Genomic DNA, 309 nt, shown 5'->3' on the forward strand with positions numbered 1-309 from the left:
TATATATATATATATATATATATATATATATATATATATATATATATATATATATATATATATATATATATATATATATATATATATATATATATATATATATATATATATATATATATATATATATATATATATATATATATATATATATATATATATATATATATATATATATATATATATATATATATATATATATATATATATATATATATATATATATATATATATATATATATATATATATATATATATATATATATATATATATATATATATATATATATATATATATATATATATATATAA

Origin of the sequence: Flavobacterium sp. WG21, from assembly GCF_000335775.1 — a bacterium.
GTDB classification, from domain to species: Bacteria; Bacteroidota; Bacteroidia; order Flavobacteriales; family Flavobacteriaceae; genus Flavobacterium; species Flavobacterium tructae.